This window comes from Achromobacter spanius (genome assembly GCF_029637605.1).
In the GTDB taxonomy this organism is placed as follows: Bacteria; Pseudomonadota; Gammaproteobacteria; order Burkholderiales; family Burkholderiaceae_B; genus Achromobacter; species Achromobacter spanius_E.
In genome coordinates this window covers 1952650-1970044 of the sequence record NZ_CP121261.1, presented here as the reverse complement: position 1 = coordinate 1970044, position 17395 = coordinate 1952650, and the positions used below count along the sequence as shown (strand labels likewise).

Sequence of the window (17395 nt, the reverse complement as noted above, 5' to 3'; positions counted from 1 at the left end):
TGTGGCCAATTGTTCATTTGCAAAAAAAGCTTGCCTTATCTCGGGTTTTCCCGCACACTTACTTCCATGATGACCAAGGTACTTTTCGTTTGCATGGGCAATATCTGTCGCTCGCCGAGCGCAGAGGGCGTGTTTCGCCATTTGGTGAACGACGCGGGTTTGGGCGATGTGGTTCGCATCGACTCCGCGGGCACGCACGCGTTTCACATTGGCGAGGCGCCTGATGCCCGGGCGCAGGCTGCGGCGCGTAAGCGCGGCTACGAGATCACGCACTGTGAGGCGCGTCAGGTCACCGCGGAAGATTTCCGCGACTTTGATCTTATCCTTGCCATGGATTGGGATAATCTGTCCGCCATGCAGCAACAGTGCCCCAAAACCTATCAGCACAAGTTGATGTTGTTGATGCGTTTCGCCAATGAGTTCGAGGAGGCCACTGTGCCGGATCCTTACTACGGCGGCGCTGATGGCTTTGGCAAGGTGCTCGATTATTTGGAAGACGCCTGCCAGGGGGTCTTGGAATTGGTCCGCAAGCGCGCTACCCAGTACCAGGCGGCTTGATCGCTTTTTATAGAGCCGCCAGCAGTGCGGCTCTTGGGGTGCATGGCAGTGAAAAAACCGCGCAACAGCGCGGTTTTTTCTGGCCTGGAGCCATACCAAATTAGTCGGGAATAGGCTATACTTGACCCAATTACTCGGGTATTGACCGCTGGATTCGCTGGCGGCCATTGCCGAATCACAGGGAACCCACCATGCGGCTAACTACCAAAGGGCGTTTCGCCGTGACTGCCATGATCGATCTCGCTATGCGCCAGCATAGCGGCCCGGTCACTCTTGCGGCCATCAGCCAGCGTCAGAACATTTCGCTTTCCTATTTGGAACAGCTCTTCGGGAAACTGCGTCGCCACGAGCTCGTGGACAGCGTGCGCGGCCCGGGCGGCGGATACTCGCTTGCGCGTCTTGCGCGCAACGTGACCGTTGCTGACATTATCTTTGCGGTCGATGAACCGCTGGACGCCACCAGTTGTGGTGGCAAACGGGACTGTACGAGCGGCAATGACGGCAAGCCGGGCAAGTGCATGACGCATGAGCTTTGGGCGACGTTGAATCGCAAGATGGTCGATTACCTGGATTCGGTGTCCCTGCAAGATCTGGTGGATCAGCAGCGCGTGCGCCAATTGCAGGAAGCCAGCAATCAAGCGCAGGCCTGCGCGGTGCGTGTCAATCGGGTGGGGGGCGCCAATGCCGCCGCCAATTCCCCGACCACGGCCGTTGCGGCCAACGCCACCGTATAAGCAGTATCAGGAGTTGTAGAAATGACCACCCGTCCAATTTATTTTGATTATTCGGCCACGACACCCGTTGATCCGCGCGTCGTGGACAAGATGGTGCCTTGGCTGTACGAGAATTTCGGCAATCCGGCGTCGCGCAGCCACGCGTTTGGCTGGGATTCCGAAGAAGCCGTTGAGCGCGCCCGCGAAGAAGTCGCCAAACTTGTCAACGCCGACCCGCGTGAGATCGTCTGGACTTCCGGCGCAACGGAATCCGACAATCTGGCAATCAAAGGCGCCGCGAATTTCTACGCGGAACGCGGCAAGCACATCATCACCGTCAAGACCGAGCACAAAGCCGTGCTTGATACCTGTCGTGAATTGGAGCGCCAAGGCTTCGAAGTCACTTACTTGAACGTAAAGGACGACGGGCTGATTGATCTGGACACCTTCAAGGCGGCACTGCGCCCCGACACGGTGCTGGTATCGGTCATGATGGTGAACAACGAGATCGGCGTCGTCCAGGATATCGAAACGCTGGGCGAGATCTGCCGCGAGAAGGGCATCATTTTCCATGTGGACGCTGCTCAGGCGACCGGTAAGGTGGAAATCGATCTGCAAAAGCTGAAAGTCGATTTGATGTCGTTTTCGGCGCACAAGACCTACGGTCCCAAGGGTATCGGCGCGTTGTACGTGCGTCGCAAGCCGCGTATCCGCATCGAAGCGCAAATGCACGGCGGTGGTCACGAACGTGGTTTCCGTTCTGGCACGCTGGCCACGCATCAGATCGTGGGCATGGGTGAGGCGTTCCGCCTGGCTCGCGAAGAAATGGGTACCGAGAACGAACGGATCCGCATGCTGCGTGACCGTCTCTGGAACGGTCTGTCGCAGATCGAAGAGGTCTATTTGAACGGCGACATGGACCAGCGCGTGCCCCACAACCTGAATGTCAGCTTCAACTACGTCGAAGGCGAGTCCCTGATCATGGCGATCAAGGAACTGGCCGTGTCCAGCGGTTCGGCTTGCACGTCGGCCAGCCTGGAGCCGTCTTACGTGCTGCGCGCATTGGGCCGAAACGACGAGTTGGCGCACAGTTCCATCCGTTTTACCCTGGGCCGTTTCACGACCGAAAAGGAAGTGGATTACGCGATTGAATTGCTCAAGAGCCGCGTTGGCAAGCTGCGCGATATGTCGCCGCTGTGGGAAATGGCCAAGGAAGGCATTGACTTGAACACCGTGCAGTGGGCCGCGCACTAAGCGCCCGCGCCAAGAAATTCGTGGAGAAATAACATGTCTTACAGCACCAAAGTTCTGGATCACTACGAAAACCCGCGCAATGTTGGTTCGTTCGACAAGTCGGACGAGTCGGTGGGCACCGGCATGGTCGGCGCGCCCGCCTGTGGCGACGTCATGAAGCTGCAGATCAAGGTGAATGAAGCTGGCGTGATCGAAGACGCGCGCTTCAAGACCTACGGTTGCGGCTCGGCCATCGCGTCCAGCTCGCTCGTGACCGAATGGGTCAAGGGCAAGACGCTGGACCAAGCCATGAATATCCGCAACACGCAGATTGCCGAAGAGCTGGCCCTGCCGCCGGTGAAGGTGCACTGTTCCATCCTGGCCGAAGACGCGATCAAGGCCGCGGTGCAGAACTACAAAGAAAAGCACTCGGCGCCGGCTGAAGCGGTGGCAGGCTGATCATGTCCGTCACCCTGACCCAACAGGCAGCCAACCACATCGGCCGCTACTTGCAAAAGCGCGGAAAGGGGATTGGCCTGCGGCTCGGCGTTAGGACGACGGGCTGCTCCGGCATGGCTTACAAGTTGGAATACGTGGACGACTCGGCGCCGGAAGACGTCGTGTTCGAGAGCTTTGGCGTAAAGGTCTTCATTGACCCGAAAAGCCTGGCTTACCTGGATGGCACCGAGCTGGACTATGCCCGCGAAGGCCTGAATGAAGGTTTCAAGTTCCGCAACCCCAACGAGAAGGCGACCTGCGGCTGCGGCGAGTCGTTCACGGTGTAAGTCTTGGCTGTAGACGACCATTTCACGCTGTTCGGCCTGCCCGCTCGTTTTGACCTGGACGCGCAAGCCTTGGACACCGCGTGGCGCGCTGTCGCCGCGCAGGTGCATCCTGATCGCTACGCCACAGCGAGCGCCGCGGAACGTCGCGTCGCCATGCAATGGGCGGCGCGCGCCAACGAGGCTTACCGCGTATTGCGAGACCCCTTGCTGCGGGCGCGCTACTTGTGCGAACAGGCAGGCGTGGATTTGCAGACCGAGAGCAACACGTCCATGGACACGGCTTTCCTGATGCAGCAGATGACGTGGCGCGAGATGTTGGATGAAGCGCGCGACGATACTGATGCCTTGGTGGCCTTGCGTGCAGAGTTGGAAGAGGCGCGTGTGTCGATGCGCGCCACGCTGAAGCGCCTGCTTGACGACGAGCGCGATTACGCGGCCGCGGGCCTGAAAGTGCGGGAATGGATGTTCGTGGAAAAGCTGGCTCAAGAGCTGGCAGACGCCCAGCCCGCCGGATAGCGAACCCTGTGTTGGGGCACCCGCCATAGCGGGCGCCAGCACACCGCCGCTCACTGACCAGAAGAACACAATCATGGCCTTATTGCAGATATCCGAGCCCGGTGAGTCGCCCGCGCCGCACCAGCGCAAGCTGGCGGTGGGCATTGATCTGGGCACGACCAATTCCCTTGTTGCCGCTGTGCGCAGCAGCGTGGCTGAAGTGCTGCCTGATGCGCAAGGCCACGCCTTGCTGCCGTCGGCGGTGCGCTATTTTGCTGGTGGCAAAGTCACGACCGGCCGCGAGCCGCTTGCGCAGCAGGCTGAAGACCCCTTGAACACCGTGGTGTCCGTGAAGCGATTCATGGGCCGCTCGTTGGAAGAGGCGCGCGCCACGCGGGCGCCTTACGAATTTGTGGAGGCGCCCGGCATGGTGCGTATCCGCACGGTGCAGGGCGACTTGAGCCCGGTTGAAGTGTCGGCGCAGATTCTGGCGGTGTTGCGCCAGCGTGCCGAAGACGTACTGGGCGACGATCTGGTCGGTGCGGTGATTACCGTGCCCGCTTATTTTGACGACGCACAACGCCAGGCGACGCGCGATGCCGCCCGCCTGGCTGGCCTGAACGTGCTGCGCTTGCTGAATGAGCCGACGGCCGCGGCCATTGCCTATGGCCTGGATCATGCCTCGGAAGGGGTGTATGCCGTTTACGACCTGGGCGGCGGCACGTTCGACATTTCCATTTTGCGTCTGACGCAGGGCGTGTTTGAAGTGATTTCGACTGGCGGCGACACGGCGCTGGGTGGGGATGACTTCGATGCCTTGATCGCCGACCACGCGGTGGCCAAGCTGGCCGCTGGTGAATTTTCACCCGCCGACCGCCGTGGCCTGTTGATGGCCGCACGCACCGCGCGTGAAGCCTTGTCGACTGCCGATAGCGCCACGCTGAAGCTGGCGCTGTCGGACGGCCGTGACGTTGACCTGGTGTTGACGCGCGCTGAGTTCGAAGCGTTGGCGCAGCCGCTGATTGAACGCACCTTGGATTGCGCGCGCCGAGCCTTGCGCGATGCGTCGCTGAAGCCGGCCGACGTGCGCGGCGTGGTGATGGTGGGCGGCGCAACGCGCATGCCCGTAGTGCGCGCCGCGGTCGGCCAGGTGTTTGGTACCGAGCCGCTGACCGATCTGGACCCCGACCAAGTGGTGGCGCTGGGCGCCGCGTTGCAGGCGAATTTGCTGGCGGGCAACCGTGCGCCGGGCGAAGACTGGTTGCTGCTGGACGTGATTCCGCTGTCGTTGGGCCTGGAAACCATGGGCGGGCTGGTTGAGCGCGTGATTCCTCGCAACAGCACCATCCCCGTGGCACGCGCACAAGAGTTCACCACGTTCAAGGACGGCCAGACGGCCATGAGCATTCATGTGGTGCAGGGCGAACGTGACCTGGTGGCGGACTCCCGTTCGTTGGCGCGGTTTGAATTGCGCGGCATTCCCCCCATGGTGGCTGGCGCGGCACGTATCCGCGTGACGTTCCAGGTTGATGCCGACGGACTGCTCAGCGTGACCGCTCGTGAGCAAAGCACGGGTGTCGAGGCCGCGGTCTCCGTCAAACCGTCCTACGGACTGAGCGACGACGAAATTGCGCAGATGCTGGCCGACAGTGTGTCGCAGGCGGATACGGATGCCCGCGCGCGCATGTTGCGCGAGCAGCAAGTGGACGCCCGCCAACTGGTGGAATCGGTGCAGGCCGCGCTGGCTGTGGATGGTGACTTGCTGGACGCTGACGAACGCAAGCGCGTCGACGAATGCCTGCAGGCTGCCATCGGTGCACAGACTGTCGACGATGTGGAAGCGGTGAAAGCTGCGGTGCAAGCCTTGTCGGCCGCCACCGACGACTTTGCCGCGCGCCGCATGGATCGCAGCATTCGCGCTGCGTTGGCGGGCCGCAAACTTGATGAGATTGCCTGAAAAGACGTTATGCCGAAACTGACTGTATTGCCTCATCCCGACTACTGCCCGGAAGGTGCCGTGATTGAAGACGCGCCCAAGGGCGTGTCGATCTGCCGCGTATTGCTGGATAACCACATCGACATCGAGCACGCCTGCGAATTGTCGTGCGCGTGCACGACCTGTCACGTGGTCATCAAGCAAGGCTATTCCGCGCTGGAAGACGCAACGGACGACGAAGAAGACCTGCTGGACAAGGCCTGGGGCCTGACGCCCACGTCGCGCTTGTCGTGCCAGGCGTTGGTGACCGACACGGACCTGACGGTAGAAATTCCGAAGTACACCATCAACCACGCCAAAGAGGGCCATTGATGAAGTGGACCGATACCTACGACATAGCCGCCGCCCTGGTCGACGCGCACCCCGACGTCGACCCCAAGACGCTGCGTTTTACGCAGCTACGCGAATGGGTCATGGCATTGCCTGAATTCAACGATGACCCCGCCCACTGTGGCGAGAAAATCCTTGAGGCCATCCAGATGGCCTGGATCGACGAAGCGGACTGACCCGCCGACACGAACAACGCTCCCAAATGGGAGCGTTTTTGTTTGCGCGGCCGTCATGCCGCGGCAAGGGCGGCCACGGTATCATCAAGGGTCCGCACGTTGTGACCATCCTACTGTTCGAGTCTACTGATGCCCGCTGCCCAACTGCGCTTTGGCCTGGCCGCCAACCGTCTGCACCACGAAACCCCCGACGCCGCCTTGTTCACCTGGCTACGCGCGTGTTCGTCCACCATACGCGAGCTTGGCGTGCAACTGCACACCGTTGGCCGCACGCATGACGCCATCGTTCGCGAAGGCATGCTGCAAGGCTATAGCGGCCTGGTTCGCTACCCCTACGGACGCGAAGGCGGGCTGATGAAGCTGGTAGCCCGCGTGACCGAAGGGCGTGATGGGCAAGCTCCTTTTGACGGGGCAATCTATCTGATCGACCCCGTGGATCCGTCGTCGATTTTTCCCGAGGCGCTGGCGTTGAAGCGGCAGTGCATCACCCACGGCCGACCGTTCATCTCGACCTTGGCGGGCGCGATCGAATGGATGGAAGTCGAACGCCTGCATGCCGGACTGGCGCCGGATGCGTCCGTGTCGCGCTTCTTCAATTTCTCTGGTCAGACCCTGGCCATGATTGCCCACGATGCGCTCAAGGACGAGATGGTTGCGTTTGCGAGCGAGCATTTCGATGTGCTGTCGCAATTTGCACGCCGCGTGGCGACGGGCACGACGGGCGGGAGGCTGAATGACCTGGCCTGGTCACGCGGGTGGCCGAAAGACAAGCCTTGGGTGCATCGCTACCTGAGCGGACCGCTGGGCGGCGACGCCCAGATTGCCGAGCTGGTGCTTGAGCATCAATGCCAGCGCGTGATCTTCTTCGAAGACCCACATGTCGCGCGCCAACACGAGGCCGACATCCAATTGCTGGAGCGCGCCGTGCGCGTGGTGACGGAATCGGCTACCTGCGCGACATCGCCCACCGTGGCGCGGCGCTGGGCGCAGGCGGTGGAAAAGCGAATGGGGCTTATCTGATGCGCTGACTACGCGGATAATCGGCCGTCAATGATGATTCGGCTTACGCGATCCGCGACCGCGGTTGCCGCCATGGACAGCGGCAGCACATCCGAGCGGCACAGGAATACCGGACGGGTCATGCGGGGCTTCTTGATGCGGCGCAGCGCCACATCGCCCCGCATCGCTTCCCCCCGTACGGCCTCATACGAGAGAATCGTATGGGCCAGGCCTGCCTGAACCAGTTCTATTAACTGCGGAATGGCGTTGGCTTCGGCAATGACCCGGAACGCCGCGCCTTCTTGTTGTTGATAGTGGTCAAGCAGGCGCCGCAGGCTGTGGGGATTGCCCGGCAGCACCAGGGGCAGCTTGGCCAGCGCGCCAAGCCCGATCGTGGGCAGAGCGTTCAATTCCGCCGCCTTGGCCGGCAGGCCACCCTGCAGCCTGGCTTGCCCTTCGGCCGGCAGCCCCCCCGGTTTTCCCGGGGGCGACACCAGCACCAATTCCTCGTCGATCAGATGCTGAAACCGCAGGTCAACGGCTGCATCGTCACTGAAGGTCAGGCCCAGATCGGCATGGCCCGAGCTGACGAAGCCCGGGATGTATCCGGTGCTGGATTCAACGATCTTCAGATAGACACCCGGCCAGTTCCGCAAGCTGAAACGTAGCAAGGGCACCGCCACGAGCTTGGCCATGGACATCGACATTGCCAGGGACACCGTGCCGCGTGGCGCGGCCTGGTCCTCGCGCACGTCGGCGCGCGCCGCATCGATGCGACCAAGGATTTCGCGAGCGTGCGCCAGCAGCCGCGTACCCGCCGTGGTTGGCGTGACGCCTCGCGACGTTCTGTGCAGCAGCACTACGTCCAGGTCTTCTTCCAAGTTGCGAATCAACAGGCTCAGCGCGGGCTGGGCCACGTGTAGTGCAGCCGCGGCGCGGCTGATCGAGCCGGTGGACACCACGGCGATAAAGCACTGCATGGCACGAATCGACATTGACATGACGGATCCTGATCAAAGCTTGATATAACAATTTTATGATAGCCGGCATACAAAAACGGTATTTCTCATATATCAGACCGATTTGCATAATGCAGCCGCCACCACCGAAAAACACAAGGAGACATCATGGCGCTCATGAAAGCACTGGCCACCGCGATTGCCGCGGCCGTTCTGGGATCGCCCGCGGTCGCGGACACCTGGCCCACTAAACCGATTACCTTGCTGGTGCCGTTCTCGGCCGGCGGGCCGACGGATTTCATTGCGCGCCTGGTCGCCGAGCCGCTATCGCGGGAACTGGGCCAGCAGGTCATCGTGCAGAACAAGCCTGGGGCCAGTGGCAATGTCGGCTATCAGAGCGTGCTGAATGGACCCGCCGACGGCTACACGTTGATGCACAACACGGTGGGCATGCAGGCCATCAACCCGCTGATGTATCCCAACGCGAAGATGCATCCCCTGACGGACTATGTACCGATCGGCACCACCGGCGCCATGCCGAACCTGCTGGTCGTGAATCCTGAGCGTACGCCGGCCAAGACCTTGGCAGAGCTGGTCAAGCAAGGCCGCGAGGCGCCCCACGGCTTGAGCTTTGCGACGTTTGGGCCGGGCAGTTCGCCGCATGTGTATGGCGCGTTGCTGCAAAAGTTGGCCAAGTTCCAAGCGGTGGGCGTGGCCTACAAGGGCAGCGCCAATGCCGTGACCGACGTTATCGGCGGGCAGGTCGACTTCTTGTTCGACAGCATGTCCACCAGTCTTGGCCAAGTGCAGGCCGGCAGGCTCCGCGCACTGGCGATCACCTCAACTGCGCGTTCGCCGATGCTGCCTGACGTACCCACATTGAAGGAAGCCGGTTACGCCGGGCTGGACCTGAAGTTCTGGTTTGCGCTACAGACACCGGCGGGCACACCGCCCGAGGTGGTGGCCAAGCTGCGTTCGGCCGTGGCGAACGTGGTGGCAAGCCAGGCTTACCGCAAGGCCATGCAAGAGCGTGGTGCGGAAGCGCTATCCGTTGCGCCGGCTGAACTGGACGCCTTCTTCAAGCGCGAAACAGCCCAATGGACCGATGCCGCGAACACCGTGGGCTTGAAGGCTGAATGATGAACTTGCCGACTTTTGCGACCACGCCTTCCACCACCACGCCTTCGGCAAATACGACTTTTGCCAACATGACGCCGCTTAAGCACATAACGGTTCTGGACCTTAGCAAGGTTCTGGCGGGCCCCTTGTGCGGGCAATATCTGGGTGAACTGGGTGCGCGGGTGATCAAGGTGGAACCTGTTGGCACGGGTGACGATACGCGTGCCTGGTTGCCGCAGGATGCCGGCCAGTCCGCCACCTTCCTGGCGGTGAATCACAACAAGCGCAGCCTGGCCGTGGACCTGAAAACCGAGGCGGGCAGGGCGGTGGTGCACCGCTTGGCCAAGCAGGCTGATGTGGTGTTGCAGGGCTTCGGCGGCAAGACGGCTGCTCGGCTGGGGGTCGATTACGATACGCTCAGCCGCTTGAATCCCGCGTTGATCTATTGCGAGATTTCGGGTTACGGCCGTGAAGGCCCCATGGGTGACGAACCCGGGTACGACGTGATGCTGCAAGCGTTCAGCGGCATGATCAGCACCATGGGCGAACCCGGCGGCAAATTTGCCCGAGCCAGCTTTTCGCCTGTTGATCTGGGCACCGGTTCTTTTGCGCTAAGTGGCATTCTGGCGGCGCTGCTGGCGCGCAGCCAAACCGGGCAAGGCCAGTACCTGGACGTATCGCTACTGGATACGTCGCTGGGCCTGATGTCGTACATGGCGCAGAATTACTGGCGTACCGGGCAGGTTCCGCAGCGCATGGGCACGGGGCACCCGGCGATGTGCCCGTATCAGGCGTTTCGCGCGGCGGACGGTGACCTGATGCTGGGGGTGGGCAACGACGCGCAATGGCAACGGTTTTGCGCGGTGGCGGGCTTGCAAGACCAAGCCGATGCAGCCTCGTTTGCCAGCAATGCCTCCCGGGTACGCAACTTTGACGCCACGGTGGCGTTGGTGCAGGCACGGATCGAAACGCGGACGGTGGATGAATGGATCGCCACTTTGAAACCCGCTGGCATCGCCTGCTCGGCCATTCATACCCTGGACCAAGCGCTGGCGCATCCGCAAGTGGCGGCGCGCAACCTGATCGTGACCAGCCAGCATCCGGTGTTGGGAGAAGTGCGCAATGTCGGGCTGCCGGTGCGGTTCGGCAAGCAGGCGCGGCAAGCGATGTTGCCCGCACCGCTGCTGGGCGAGCATAGCAGCGAGATTCTGGCCGACTTGGGCTACGCGTCCGAAGAGATCGAAGCCATGCTTGCCGCCGGCTGCGTGCAGGCGACGACGCGTCCATCCGCAGCAGGAGAATCGTCTTGACCTATCTACGCTACGACGTCCGCGACCGGGTCGCGGAAATTCATCTGTGCCACGCGCCAGTCAATGCGTTGGACGTGGACATGCTGGACGCGCTGATCGCCGCGCTTGATCGCGCCAACGCCGACACGCAAGTACGCGCGGTGCTGTTGGCCAGCGACTTGCCCGGCAGGTTCTGCGCCGGGCTGGACATGAAGAAGCTGCTGGCGAGTTCGCCGGTACAAGTGCATGCGCTGCTGACCCGGCTGTACATCAAGCTTTACGACGCGCAGTTCAATCTGACGAAGCCATCGATATCGGTGGTGGCCGGCGCGGTGCGGGGCGGCGGCATGACGGTCGCCATTTCCAGTGACATGATCGTCGCCGCGGACACCGCCTCTTTCGGCTATCCCGAAATCGATGTGGGCGTGTTGCCGGCGATCCACTATGCCCATCTGCCTGCCATCGTGGGCAAGCACCGTGCGTTTGACCTGCTCTTCACCGGCAGGACATTCAGTGCGCAGGAAGCGCACGGCCTGGGTCTGGTGGCGCGCGTGGAAAACGAAGGGCAATTATTGGAGCGCGCGCGACTGCTGGCGCAGTCCTTGGCGGGCAAACCGCCACAGGTGCTGGCGATGGGGCGGCGCGCCTTTGTCTTCGCCAACGATAACGACTACCGCCGCAAACTTGCCACAGCGGTCGAGGTGTTCTGCAACGCCGCCGCCACGCCTGACGCTGCCGAGGGCCTGGCGGCCTTTGTGAACAAGCGTGCGCCGGTCTGGAGCGATCCGCAAGGGTAGCCCGCGATTGCGTTATTGCCCCTTGAACACGGGCGCGCGTTTTTCACGAAATGCCTGCACCCCTTCGGCAAAGTCCGCGCGCCCTGCCGAGTCCAGAAAGCGCGCCGTTTCATTGGCCAACTGCGTTTCCAGCGAGGCATGCTCGGCTGAGCGCAGCAGGTCTTTCGCGCCCGCGATGCCGTGAGGCGCGTGGCGCGCCAAATCCTCGGCATAGCGTTCCGCGGCCTGGGAAAACTCGCTGGCCGGCGCGCTGCGGGTGATGATGCCCCAGGCCAGCGCGTCGCGCGCGGTGAAAGCGTCGTGACGCAGCAGCAGGTCCAGGGCGCGCTTGGGCCCCAACACGCGGGCCAGACCGTGAGTCATGCCTGCGTCGGGCGTGGCTCCCAACTTCAGATAAGCCGTCATGAAACGGGTGTCGTCCTCGGCAATGGCCAAGTCGCACGCCAGCACCAACGACAATCCCGCGCCCGCCGCCACGCCGTGTGCCTGCGCCAGCCACAGCTTGTTCATGCGGGCGATACGCGCGACAAAATCGTTAAGCGACGTGAACAGATCCTGCAAGGTGGCGCGCACCTGCGCGGGCTCGCCGGTAAACATGCTGATGTCGCCACCCGCGCAGAATGCCTTGCCCGCCGCGCACAGGCGCACGACACGGATAGCGGGCTGCGTTTCGATCCACTGCGCGGCGCGTTGCAGGTCGCGCGCCATGGCAACATCGATGGCGTTGAGGGTGTCAGCGCGGTTCAGCGTCAGCGTGGCGATGGCGTCATCGGCAGTCAACAGCAGCGTTTGAAACGCGGGAAGTTCCTGGGTCATGGCGTGTCTCCGTTATCGGGTAAGTACCAACTGTCGATCCAAAAACCGCGATGCTATGGTCTGAACCGAGCGCTTGCTTGGTTTTGTTTTAAGCAGACCTAGCGTAACGCATAGTGCTACCGCATAGAACGATTTTCCAGCGCTGGATTGGCGTAGGTAAAGACAGGTTCGTTGCATCTCCTGGCTCGCGGGTCGCCGATTCATCGTTTAAAAAATGTCCGCCCAAGGCGGCAAAAAAACTTCGCGATCAATCAGCGAGGAGACAAATGGTGGATCAGTCCAAGCACGCTCCTTTACTGGAGGTGGATGGGGTTACCTTGGCGTTTGGTGGCGTCAAGGCGCTGACCGGCGTAGGGCTCCGCGTGGCGCCCGGCACCATTACCACGGTCATCGGCCCGAACGGTGCGGGCAAGACCTCGCTGTTCAACACCATTTCCGGCTTCTACAAACCGGCCGCGGGCCAGATCCGCTTTGAAGGCCAGGACATCACTCGCGTGGCGGCGCCTGAGCGCGCCCGGCTGGGCCTGGCGCGCAGCTTCCAGAACATCGCGCTGTTTCGCGGCATGACGGTGCTGGACAACATCAAGCTGGGGCGGCACGCGCACCTGCGCACCAATGTGCTGGACGCCCTGTTCTACCTGGGCCGGGCGCGCCGCGAAGAGATGGCGCTGCGGGCCGACATCGAAGAACGCATCATCGACTTTCTTGAAATCGACCATATCCGGCACGCCCCGGTGGCGGCCTTGTCGTATGGCTTGCGCAAGCGCGTTGAGCTGGCGCGCGCGTTGGCGATGCAGCCCAAGGTGCTGATGCTGGACGAGCCCGTGGCCGGCATGAACCGGGAAGAAACGGACGACATGGCGCGCTTCATCCTGGATGCGCGATCCGAATGGGGCGTGACGGTGCTGATGGTGGAGCACGACATGGGCATGGTGATGGACCTGTCCGATCACGTTGTGGTGCTGAACTTCGGTCAGGTGATCGCTGACGGCACGCCCGCCCAGGTTCAAGCGAACCCAGACGTCATCAAGGCCTATCTGGGCGCGGGCGACGTGGGTGACCTGCGCCGCCGCCTGCGGGAGGCCGCGTGATGGACGTGCTGTTCTTTGTGGAAGTCAGCCTGGCGGGTTTGGGCAGCGGCGGCCTGTATGCGCTGGCGGCCTTGGCTTTCGTCATCGTCTACAAGGCGACGCGGGTCGTGAACATCGCCATCGGCGAATTCCTGATGTTGGGCGCGTACGTGTTCTATGCCTTCGCAACGAGCATGGCGTGGCCGATATGGCTGGCCATCGTTGGCGCGGTGGTGGTGTCGGGTGTGTTGGGCGCGCTGGTTGAGCGCTTGACCATACGGCCAATGCTGGGCGAGGCCCCGATCTCGGTCTTCATGGTGACGGTGGGGCTGGCGTCGATTCTGGTGGGCGCGGTGGAACTGATCTGGACTGCCGATCAGCGCCGCCTGCCGGAGTTCATGCCGCGTTCGCCCGTGATCATCGGCGAGGCGTTCGTCGCGCCCAAGGTGTTCTACGGATTCTGGGTGGCGGTGGTGCTGGCGCTGCTGGTGCTGGTGGTGTTTCGCTACTGGCGCGGCGGCGTCGCGCTGCGGGCGACAGCATCCGACCAGGGCGCGGCCTACGCAATGGGCATTAACGTGCCGCGCGTGTTCTCGCTGGCGTGGGTCGCTGCCGGCGCATTGGCCGCCGTATCTGGGGTGATCGTGGGCGCCATCGGCGGCATTTCCTCGTCGATGGGCGTGTTTGGCCTGTCGGTGCTGGTGGTGGTGATCGTGGGGGGGCTGGACAGCGTGGCGGGCGCACTGGTGGGCGGCGTGTTCATCGGATTGCTGGAGGCTTGGGCGGGCGCCTACCTGGGCGGTGAATACAAGCTGCTGGCCACTTTCATCGTGCTGGTCGTGGTGCTGATGGTCAGGCCCTATGGCCTGTTCGGCACCCGTGAAATCGAGAGGCTTTGACCCATGCGTATCGCAACCGCGAAGCAGACTTACCTGGCCGACGAAGCCCTATTCGACACGCGCACCCAGCATGTGTGGCTGGCCTTGCTGGCGGCGTCGCTGGTGCTGTTTCCCTTCGTGGCGGACGCCTATTGGCTGTACCTGGCGTGCCTGGTCGCCATCAACATCGCGAGCGCCACCGGCTTGAACATCCTGACGGGCTACACCGGACTGGTCAGCCTGGGGCAGGCGGCATTCATGGGGCTGGGCGCGTACACCGTGGCGGTGATGGAGCTGCGGCTGGGCACGCCGGTGGTGGTCAACCTGTTGGGTGGCGGCGTGGTGGCGATGCTGGGCGGCCTGCTGGTGGGCATTCCGTCGCTGCGGGTCAAGGGCTTGTACCTCGCGATTTCGACCATTGCCGCCTCGTTCATCGCGCACTTCATTTTTGCGAACTGGGAATTCACCGGCGGGACCAGCGGCTTGCAGGTGCCGCCCGCGCGCGTGCTGGGCGTGGACCTGGATACATCCTTCAAGATCTATTGGCTGATCGTGCCGGTGACGGTGCTGATGGTGCTGGGCGCGGCGAACCTGTTTCGCACCCGCATCGGGCGCGCCTTCATCGCCATCCGCGACCGCGACATTTCGGCCGAAGTGCTGGGCATCCACTTGCTGCGCTACAAGCTGCTGTCGTTCGGCCTGTCGTCGTTCTATGCGGGTGTGGCGGGCGGGCTGTGGGCGTACTTCTTTCGCGTGGTCACGCCCGAGAGTTTTCCGCTGATCATGTCCATCTTCTTCCTGGCCGCCATCATCGTGGGCGGCATGGGCTCGATCCTGGGGGCCATTCTGGGCGCGGTGTTCATGACCATGGTGCCCGAACTGCTCAAGCTCATCGTGGGCTGGCTGCCCGTGGGCGGCGACGCGCTGCGCCTCGTGTCGCCCGTGCGCACCATTGTTTTCGGCCTGCTGATCGTGGGCTTTTTGATCTTCGAGCCGCATGGGCTCGCGGAAATCTGGCGGCGCGTGCGCCGCTTCTTCCACCTGTGGCCATTCCGGACCTGAACGCTGACTGGCCGATTGCAAAACGCATTGCAACACCTACAAGACCCAAGGAGACACATCATGAAGCGCATCCGGATAGGCAGCGGTTTATCGAAGTTGTTGGCCCCGTTGGGCCTGGCGGCGGCATTGGCGGCGGCGCCTGCCGCGCAGGCCGCGGACGACCTGGTGCTGGGCGGGTCCATTCCCTTAAGCGGCGTGTTCGCCTTTGCCGGGCAGGGCATCCACGCCGGCATTTCCGATTACGTGAAGATCATCAATGAGCAAGGCGGCATCAAGGGCCGCAAGCTGCGGTATGTGCCGGAAGACACGGCCTACAAGGTGGATGCATCGGTGGCCGCCTTCAAGAAAATCACCAGCCAGAACAAGGTGAACTTCTACTACGGCGATTCAACCGGGTTTTCGAAGACCATCAACGCGGAATTGAACCGCACCGGCGACATCCTGATGACCGGCGCGTCGTTCGCCACTGAACTGAACGACCCCGCCAAGTATCCGGCGCAGTTCATGCTGGGGCCGGACTACACCGAGATGTTCGGCATCCTGCTGCGCTACATCGCCAAGGAGCAACCGGGCGCGAAAGTGGCGTTTGTGTATTCCGACACCGAGTTCGGCCGCGATCCCATCGCCAGCTCGCGCGCCGTGGCGGAAAAGCTGGGGCTGAAAGTCGCCACCGAAATCATGACGCCACCGGGCAGCGTGGACGTGTCGACCGAAGTGATCAAGCTGCGCCGGGCCGATCCGGACTTCACGATCTTCCACGGCTATGTGCTGGCGCCTATTCCGGAATTCGTCGGACAGGGCAAGCGCATGGGCCTGAAGACCCGCTACATGGGCACGTTCTGGACCATGGATAACTCCACCGTGATGCAGATGGGTGAAGACGCGGAGGGCTTCATGGGCGTGATGCCTTATCGCTACTACTACGACACCGAGGGTGATGCGCCGATGTTGAAGAAGATCCGTGAAATGCGTCCGCAATACCAAAGCACCGGCTACATGCAGGGCTTCCTGGCGGCGATGCTGTTTTCGGAAGTGGCCAAGCGCACGCTGGACGCCGGCAAGGAACTGACCAGCGCCAACATGAAGGCCGCGCTGGACGGCATCAAGGACTTTGACACGGGCGGTCTGATCGGCGTGCCGGTCACGATCAAGGGCAATTCCATTCCGGTGGGCCGCATCTACCGCGCCGATGTGAAGCAAAAGCAGATGGTGCCGGCGTCAGACTGGATCGTGCTGAAGTGAGGCGGCCGTGAACCTGGGACAAGACGCGCGGTTGGCACAGACATCGGCATCGACCACCGCCGCCGCGCCCGCGGCGGTGTTGGACATCAACAATATCGAGGTCGTCTACAACAAGGCGGTGCAGGTGCTGCGCGGCTTGTCCCTGTCGGTGCCGGCCGGCAGCATCGTGGCGCTCCTGGGCAGCAACGGCGCGGGCAAGTCCACCACGCTTAAGGCCGTGTCCGGATTGCTGGACCTGGAGGACGGGGAATTGGTGCGCGGGCATATTGCCTTCAACGGCGGTGACACCGCGGGCACCAAGCCGCAGAACTTGGTGCGCGCCGGCCTGGCGCATGTCATGGAGGGCCGCCGCGTGTTCGAAGACCTGACCGTGGAAGAAAATCTGGTGGCGGCCACCTACGCGCTGACGGGGCGGCCCGACGCGCGCGTGGACTTCGACCTGGTGTACGGCTATTTTCCGCGCCTGTTCGAACGGCGGCGCGGCTTGGCGGGCTACTTGTCCGGGGGCGAACAGCAGATGCTGGCCATTGGCCGTGCGCTGATCGCGCAACCCAGGCTGATGCTGCTGGACGAGCCGTCGCTGGGCTTGTCGCCAATGCTGGTGGAGAATATCTTTTCCATCATCGCGCGCATCAACGCCGAGCAGGGCGTGTCGATGCTGCTGGTTGAGCAGAATGCATCGGTGGCGCTGGCCGTGGCGCACTACGGCTACATCATGGAAACCGGCAAGGTGGTGATCGACGGTTCGGCCGACAAGCTGGCCGCCGACCCCGACGTGCGCGAGTTCTATCTGGGCGTGGGCGGCACGGGTGACGCGCGCGGCTTTCGCGACATCAAGCATTACAAGCGCCGCAAGCGCTGGCTGTCATGAAGGACAA

General features: G+C 62.6%; 20 protein-coding genes. 18 read left to right on the top strand and 2 right to left on the bottom strand.

Going from position 1 to position 17395, the window contains the following annotated elements; genetic code table 11:
• Nucleotides 1-66 precede the first annotated feature (66 nt).
• The 10 genes from P8T11_RS08550 to P8T11_RS08505 all read left to right on the top strand — a co-directional run bounded on the left by P8T11_RS08550 (nt 67) and on the right by P8T11_RS08505 (nt 7306).
• Nucleotides 67-558, top strand: a complete 492-nt coding sequence (locus P8T11_RS08550; RefSeq protein WP_006225301.1) for a low molecular weight protein-tyrosine-phosphatase — start codon at nt 67-69, stop codon at nt 556-558.
• Nucleotides 559-749: 191 nt separating this feature from the next.
• Nucleotides 750-1292, top strand: coding sequence for a Fe-S cluster assembly transcriptional regulator IscR (iscR, locus tag P8T11_RS08545; protein ID WP_050445292.1), 543 nt, complete (start codon nt 750-752; stop codon nt 1290-1292).
• 21 nt (nt 1293-1313) lie between these two features.
• Nucleotides 1314-2525 carry an IscS subfamily cysteine desulfurase gene (locus P8T11_RS08540; protein ID WP_268077357.1) on the top strand — a complete coding sequence of 404 codons (1212 nt, stop codon included), beginning with the start codon at nt 1314-1316 and terminating at the stop codon, nt 2523-2525.
• Between the two features lie 33 nt (nt 2526-2558).
• On the top strand, nt 2559-2963 hold the full coding sequence (iscU, locus tag P8T11_RS08535; RefSeq protein ID WP_006220174.1) for a Fe-S cluster assembly scaffold IscU: 405 nt from the start codon (nt 2559-2561) through the stop codon (nt 2961-2963).
• Nucleotides 2964-2965: 2 nt separating this feature from the next.
• The gene (gene iscA, locus P8T11_RS08530; RefSeq protein WP_050445294.1) at nt 2966-3289 is read left to right on the top strand and encodes an iron-sulfur cluster assembly protein IscA; all 324 of its coding nucleotides are present in this window, start codon (nt 2966-2968) and stop codon (nt 3287-3289) included.
• A 3-nt stretch (nt 3290-3292) separates the two neighbouring features.
• The gene (gene hscB, locus P8T11_RS08525; protein ID WP_268077358.1) at nt 3293-3805 is read left to right on the top strand and encodes a Fe-S protein assembly co-chaperone HscB; all 513 of its coding nucleotides are present in this window, start codon (nt 3293-3295) and stop codon (nt 3803-3805) included.
• 73 nt (nt 3806-3878) lie between these two features.
• Nucleotides 3879-5741: a Fe-S protein assembly chaperone HscA gene (gene hscA / locus P8T11_RS08520; RefSeq protein ID WP_268077359.1), complete on the top strand. Its 1863-nt coding sequence runs from the start codon at nt 3879-3881 to the stop codon at nt 5739-5741.
• 9 nt (nt 5742-5750) lie between these two features.
• Nucleotides 5751-6092 carry an ISC system 2Fe-2S type ferredoxin gene (gene fdx / locus P8T11_RS08515; protein WP_006225293.1) on the top strand — a complete coding sequence of 114 codons (342 nt, stop codon included), beginning with the start codon at nt 5751-5753 and terminating at the stop codon, nt 6090-6092.
• Entirely contained in the window at nt 6092-6286 is a 195-nt protein-coding gene (gene iscX / locus P8T11_RS08510) for a Fe-S cluster assembly protein IscX (protein WP_100856274.1), read from the top strand. Before fdx ends, iscX begins: the two co-directional genes overlap by 1 nt.
• A 129-nt stretch (nt 6287-6415) precedes the next feature.
• Nucleotides 6416-7306, top strand: coding sequence for a methylglyoxal synthase (locus P8T11_RS08505; protein WP_268077360.1), 891 nt, complete (start codon nt 6416-6418; stop codon nt 7304-7306).
• 8 nt (nt 7307-7314) lie between these two features.
• On the opposite strand, the gene P8T11_RS08500 is transcribed toward P8T11_RS08505, so the two are convergent.
• Nucleotides 7315-8286, bottom strand: coding sequence for a LysR family transcriptional regulator (locus tag P8T11_RS08500; RefSeq protein ID WP_278072169.1), 972 nt, complete (start codon nt 8284-8286; stop codon nt 7315-7317).
• Nucleotides 8287-8412: 126 nt separating this feature from the next.
• Between P8T11_RS08500 and P8T11_RS08495 the strand changes: the two genes are divergently transcribed.
• The 3 genes from P8T11_RS08495 (at nt 8413) to P8T11_RS08485 (ending at nt 11449) form a co-directional block, all read left to right on the top strand.
• Nucleotides 8413-9384 carry a Bug family tripartite tricarboxylate transporter substrate binding protein gene (locus tag P8T11_RS08495; RefSeq protein ID WP_268077363.1) on the top strand — a complete coding sequence of 324 codons (972 nt, stop codon included), beginning with the start codon at nt 8413-8415 and terminating at the stop codon, nt 9382-9384.
• Nucleotides 9385-9452: 68 nt separating this feature from the next.
• On the top strand, nt 9453-10673 hold the full coding sequence (locus P8T11_RS08490) for a CaiB/BaiF CoA transferase family protein (RefSeq protein WP_268077364.1): 1221 nt from the start codon (nt 9453-9455) through the stop codon (nt 10671-10673).
• Nucleotides 10670-11449 carry an enoyl-CoA hydratase/isomerase family protein gene (locus P8T11_RS08485; protein WP_268077365.1) on the top strand — a complete coding sequence of 260 codons (780 nt, stop codon included), beginning with the start codon at nt 10670-10672 and terminating at the stop codon, nt 11447-11449. The genes P8T11_RS08490 and P8T11_RS08485 overlap by 4 nt, the downstream gene beginning before the upstream one ends.
• A 12-nt stretch (nt 11450-11461) precedes the next feature.
• On the opposite strand, the gene P8T11_RS08480 is transcribed toward P8T11_RS08485, so the two are convergent.
• A complete protein-coding gene (locus tag P8T11_RS08480) occupies nt 11462-12265 on the bottom strand; it encodes an enoyl-CoA hydratase/isomerase family protein (protein WP_268077366.1) in 804 nt (267 codons plus the stop codon).
• A 266-nt stretch (nt 12266-12531) separates the two neighbouring features.
• Here P8T11_RS08480 and P8T11_RS08475 point away from each other — a divergent pair, with 266 nt between their 5' ends.
• From P8T11_RS08475 to P8T11_RS08455, 5 genes are all read left to right on the top strand, one after another.
• On the top strand, nt 12532-13356 hold the full coding sequence (locus P8T11_RS08475; protein WP_268077367.1) for an ABC transporter ATP-binding protein: 825 nt from the start codon (nt 12532-12534) through the stop codon (nt 13354-13356).
• Complete coding sequence (locus P8T11_RS08470) at nt 13356-14234, top strand: branched-chain amino acid ABC transporter permease (RefSeq protein ID WP_277550902.1); 879 nt, start codon at nt 13356-13358, stop codon at nt 14232-14234. The genes P8T11_RS08475 and P8T11_RS08470 overlap by 1 nt, the downstream gene beginning before the upstream one ends.
• Before the next feature lie 3 nt (nt 14235-14237).
• The gene (locus P8T11_RS08465; RefSeq protein WP_268077368.1) at nt 14238-15275 is read left to right on the top strand and encodes a branched-chain amino acid ABC transporter permease; all 1038 of its coding nucleotides are present in this window, start codon (nt 14238-14240) and stop codon (nt 15273-15275) included.
• 60 nt (nt 15276-15335) lie between these two features.
• Nucleotides 15336-16517, top strand: a complete 1182-nt coding sequence (locus P8T11_RS08460) for an ABC transporter substrate-binding protein (protein WP_050445304.1) — start codon at nt 15336-15338, stop codon at nt 16515-16517.
• A gap of 76 nt (nt 16518-16593) precedes the next feature.
• Nucleotides 16594-17388 (top strand): ABC transporter ATP-binding protein, encoded by a 795-nt coding sequence (locus P8T11_RS08455; protein WP_230695378.1) that lies wholly within the window; start codon nt 16594-16596, stop codon nt 17386-17388.
• Nucleotides 17389-17395 lie beyond the last annotated feature (7 nt).

Excerpts from the sequence above, each read along its gene's own strand:
- P8T11_RS08480 (WP_268077366.1), bottom strand. The coding sequence starts at position 12,265 with ATGACCCAGGAACTTCCCGCGTTTCAAACGCTGCTGTTGACTGCCGAT.
- P8T11_RS08540 (WP_268077357.1), top strand. The coding sequence starts at position 1,314 with ATGACCACCCGTCCAATTTATTTTGATTATTCGGCCACGACACCCGTT.
- P8T11_RS08470 (WP_277550902.1), top strand. The coding sequence starts at position 13,356 with ATGGACGTGCTGTTCTTTGTGGAAGTCAGCCTGGCGGGTTTGGGCAGC.
- P8T11_RS08500 (WP_278072169.1), bottom strand. The coding sequence starts at position 8,286 with ATGTCAATGTCGATTCGTGCCATGCAGTGCTTTATCGCCGTGGTGTCC.
- iscX (WP_100856274.1), top strand. The coding sequence starts at position 6,092 with ATGAAGTGGACCGATACCTACGACATAGCCGCCGCCCTGGTCGACGCG.
- iscU (WP_006220174.1), top strand. The coding sequence starts at position 2,559 with ATGTCTTACAGCACCAAAGTTCTGGATCACTACGAAAACCCGCGCAAT.
- P8T11_RS08550 (WP_006225301.1), top strand. The coding sequence starts at position 67 with ATGATGACCAAGGTACTTTTCGTTTGCATGGGCAATATCTGTCGCTCG.
- P8T11_RS08460 (WP_050445304.1), top strand. The coding sequence starts at position 15,336 with ATGAAGCGCATCCGGATAGGCAGCGGTTTATCGAAGTTGTTGGCCCCG.
- iscA (WP_050445294.1), top strand. The coding sequence starts at position 2,966 with ATGTCCGTCACCCTGACCCAACAGGCAGCCAACCACATCGGCCGCTAC.
- fdx (WP_006225293.1), top strand. The coding sequence starts at position 5,751 with ATGCCGAAACTGACTGTATTGCCTCATCCCGACTACTGCCCGGAAGGT.
- iscR (WP_050445292.1), top strand. The coding sequence starts at position 750 with ATGCGGCTAACTACCAAAGGGCGTTTCGCCGTGACTGCCATGATCGAT.
- hscA (WP_268077359.1), top strand. The coding sequence starts at position 3,879 with ATGGCCTTATTGCAGATATCCGAGCCCGGTGAGTCGCCCGCGCCGCAC.
- P8T11_RS08475 (WP_268077367.1), top strand. The coding sequence starts at position 12,532 with ATGGTGGATCAGTCCAAGCACGCTCCTTTACTGGAGGTGGATGGGGTT.
- P8T11_RS08490 (WP_268077364.1), top strand. The coding sequence starts at position 9,453 with ATGACGCCGCTTAAGCACATAACGGTTCTGGACCTTAGCAAGGTTCTG.
- P8T11_RS08495 (WP_268077363.1), top strand. The coding sequence starts at position 8,413 with ATGGCGCTCATGAAAGCACTGGCCACCGCGATTGCCGCGGCCGTTCTG.
- P8T11_RS08505 (WP_268077360.1), top strand. The coding sequence starts at position 6,416 with ATGCCCGCTGCCCAACTGCGCTTTGGCCTGGCCGCCAACCGTCTGCAC.
- P8T11_RS08465 (WP_268077368.1), top strand. The coding sequence starts at position 14,238 with ATGCGTATCGCAACCGCGAAGCAGACTTACCTGGCCGACGAAGCCCTA.